Genomic DNA, 2,873 nt, shown 5'->3' on the forward strand with positions numbered 1-2,873 from the left:
GGCGTGCGGACCAACGGTCCGCACCCACCACAGAACGCACCCACTGCGATCAGCCCTTGGCCTGTGCCGCACGCTGCGCGTTGTAGCGCTCGCCGACGATGGCGATCTCCTGCAGCGTCTGCGCGATACGCTCCAGCTCGGCCGGCGACAGCTGCAGGTCGGCGGCGGCCAGGTTCTCTTCCAGGCGATGGATCTTGGTCGTACCCGGAATCGGCACGATCCACGGTGCCTGCGCCAGCAGCCAGGCCAACGCAACCTGTGCCGGAGTGGCGCCGCGCGCCGCCGCGATCGTGGTGATGCGATCAACCAGCGCTTGATTGGCCCGACGTGCTTCCACTTCGAAGCGCGGCACAGTGTTGCGGAAATCGTTGGCGGCGAAGGTGGTGTCGGCATTGATCGCGCCGGTCAGGAAGCCGCGACCCAGCGGACTGAACGGGACGAAGCCGATGCCCAGTTCCTGCAGCGCCGGCAACAGTTCACGCTCCGGCTCGCGCCACCACAGCGAGTACTCGCTCTGCACTGCGGCCACCGGTTGCACGGCATGGGCGCGACGCACCGTGGCGGCACTGGCTTCGGACAACCCGAAGTGGCGCACCTTGCCCTCGGCGATCAGGTCACGCACGGTACCGGCCACATCCTCGATCGGCACGTTCGGATCCACACGGTGCTGGTAGAACAGGTCGATATGGTCCGTGCGCAGGCGCTTGAGGCTGGCTTCGGCCACCGCGCGGATGTTCTCCGGGCGACTGTCCAGGCCGGTGTCGACCTGTGCGTCCTTGAAGCCGAACTTGGTGGCGATCACCAGCTTGTCGCGGTGCGGCGCCAGCGCTTTGCCGAGCAGATCTTCGTTGGTATACGGCCCATAGACTTCGGCGGTGTCGAAGAAGGTCACCCCGCGTTCGACCGCCGCATGCAGCAGGGCGATGCCCTGGCTCTGCTCGACGGCGGGACCGTAGCCGTGGCTCAGGCCCATGCAGCCCAGGCCCAGGGCGGAGACTTTCAGGCCGCTGCGGCCGAGTTCACGTGTCTGCATCGTCGTGCTCCAGTAGGGGAGCGATGACGATACGCCTGCAGGGCCGGCGGATTGAACGACCTGGATGGCAGTCGGTCATGACTGGATTTCATGAATGCCGTCCTGCCACCCATCGCACCGGCGCCGGTGGCCGGCGCCGCTGTTACCGAACCTCTGAAATCTCCACCCCATCCAGTCCCTGCGACAGGGTGCGGGCATCGCCGCCCTGGCTGAGCTTGATGCGCAGGCGCACTTCGTTCTGCGAATCGGCGTAGCGCAGTGCGTCCTCGTAGCTGATCTCACCGGCCTGGTACAGCTCGAACAGGCTCTGGTCGAAGGTCTTCATGCCCAGCTGGACCGAATCCTTCATCAGCTCCTTCAGCTTGTGGATCTCGCCGTCGCGGATGTAGTCCTGCACCAGCGGCGTGCCCAGCAGGATCTCCATCGCGACCTTGCGCGAGCGGCCATCCGGCGAAGGAATCAACTGCTGCGCGACCACGCCCTTGAGGTTCAGCGACAGATCCATCAGCAGCTGGTTGCGGCGATCTTCCGGGAAGAAGTTGACGATGCGGTCCATCGCCTGGTTGGCATTGTTGGCGTGCAGCGTGCACAGCACCAGGTGGCCGGTTTCAGCAAAGGCGATGGCGTGGTCCATGCCCTCGCGGGTACGCACCTCGCCGATCATGATCACGTCCGGTGCCTGGCGCAGGGTGTTTTTCAGCGCGGCTTCCCAGCTGTCTGTATCGATGCCGACTTCGCGCTGGGTGATGATGCAGCCCTCGTGCTTGTGCACGAATTCGATCGGGTCTTCGATGGTGATGATGTGCCCGGTCGAATTCTGGTTGCGGTAGCCGATCATCGCTGCCAGCGACGTGGATTTACCGGTACCGGTAGCGCCGACGAACAGGATGATGCCGCGCTTGGTCATCGCCAGTGTCTTGATGATCGGCGGCAGGCTCAGCTCTTCCACGGTCGGGATGCGCGTCTCGATGCGACGCAGCACCATGCCGACCTGGTTGCGCTGGTAGAAGCAGCTCACACGAAAGCGGCCGACACCGGACAGGCCGATGGCGAAGTTGCATTCGTGGGTCTTTTCGAATTCCTCGCGCTGCGCCGGCGTCATCACGTTCAGCACCAGGTCGCGACTCTGCTGCGGCGTCAGCGGGGTCTGGGTGATCGGCGAGATCTTGCCGTTGACCTTGATCGCCGGCGGCATGCCAGCGGTGATGAACAGGTCCGAGGCGCGCTGGTGCGCCATCAGCTTGAGGAACGAGGTGAAATCGATGGTGGTCGCGGTGGTGTTCACGGCGGGCTCCCAATGGGGCATGTACCAGGAATCGGTCGGTGGAGGAAACAGCGCGGGGCCGGCGGCGTAGTGCTGCGCCCTGCCCCGCCATTGCCTCGCCTTATTCGAACAGACGCTTGTCCTTGGCGTATTCGCGGGCCTGGTTGCGGGTGATCAGGCTGCGCTTGACCAGGTCCTGCAGGTGCTGGTCCAGGGTCATCATGCCGTACTGCTGACCGGTCTGGATGGCCGAATACATCTGCGCCACCTTGTCTTCGCGGATCAGGTTGCGGATGGCCGGGGTGCCGACCATGATTTCCCACGCAGCGGTACGACCGCCACCGACCTTCTTCAGCAGCGCCTGCGAAATGACCGCGCGCAGCGATTCGGACAGCATCGAGCGCACCATCGGCTTTTCGCCGGCCGGGAACACGTCGATGATGCGGTCGATGGTCTTGGCTGCCGAACTGGTGTGCAGGGTGCCAAACACCAGGTGGCCGGTTTCCGCGGCGGTCAGCGCCAAGCGGATGGTTTCCAGGTCACGCAGTTCGCCGACCAGGATGATGTCCGGGTCCT

Annotated in this window: 3 protein-coding genes; all 3 read right to left on the reverse strand. The window is 64.6% G+C overall.

Annotated features, from left to right (window positions below; genetic code table 11):
* Window positions 1-49: 49 nt before the first annotated feature.
* Window positions 50-1,033 carry an aldo/keto reductase gene (locus DBR20_RS16525; protein ID WP_100551726.1) on the reverse strand — a complete coding sequence of 328 codons (984 nt, stop codon included), beginning with the start codon at window positions 1,031-1,033 and terminating at the stop codon, window positions 50-52.
* A gap of 142 nt (window positions 1,034-1,175) precedes the next feature.
* Complete coding sequence (locus tag DBR20_RS16530) at window positions 1,176-2,318, reverse strand: PilT/PilU family type 4a pilus ATPase (RefSeq protein ID WP_285834928.1); 1,143 nt, start codon at window positions 2,316-2,318, stop codon at window positions 1,176-1,178.
* Window positions 2,319-2,418: 100 nt separating this feature from the next.
* A partial coding sequence (locus tag DBR20_RS16535; protein ID WP_181393112.1) for an ATPase, T2SS/T4P/T4SS family occupies window positions 2,419-2,873 on the reverse strand: 455 nt, incomplete at its 5' end.

The organism is Stenotrophomonas sp. HMWF023 (assembly GCF_003060985.1).
Taxonomy (GTDB): Bacteria; Pseudomonadota; Gammaproteobacteria; order Xanthomonadales; family Xanthomonadaceae; genus Stenotrophomonas; species Stenotrophomonas lactitubi.

Excerpts from the sequence above, each read along its gene's own strand:
- DBR20_RS16525 (WP_100551726.1), bottom strand. The coding sequence starts at position 1,033 with ATGCAGACACGTGAACTCGGCCGCAGCGGCCTGAAAGTCTCCGCCCTG.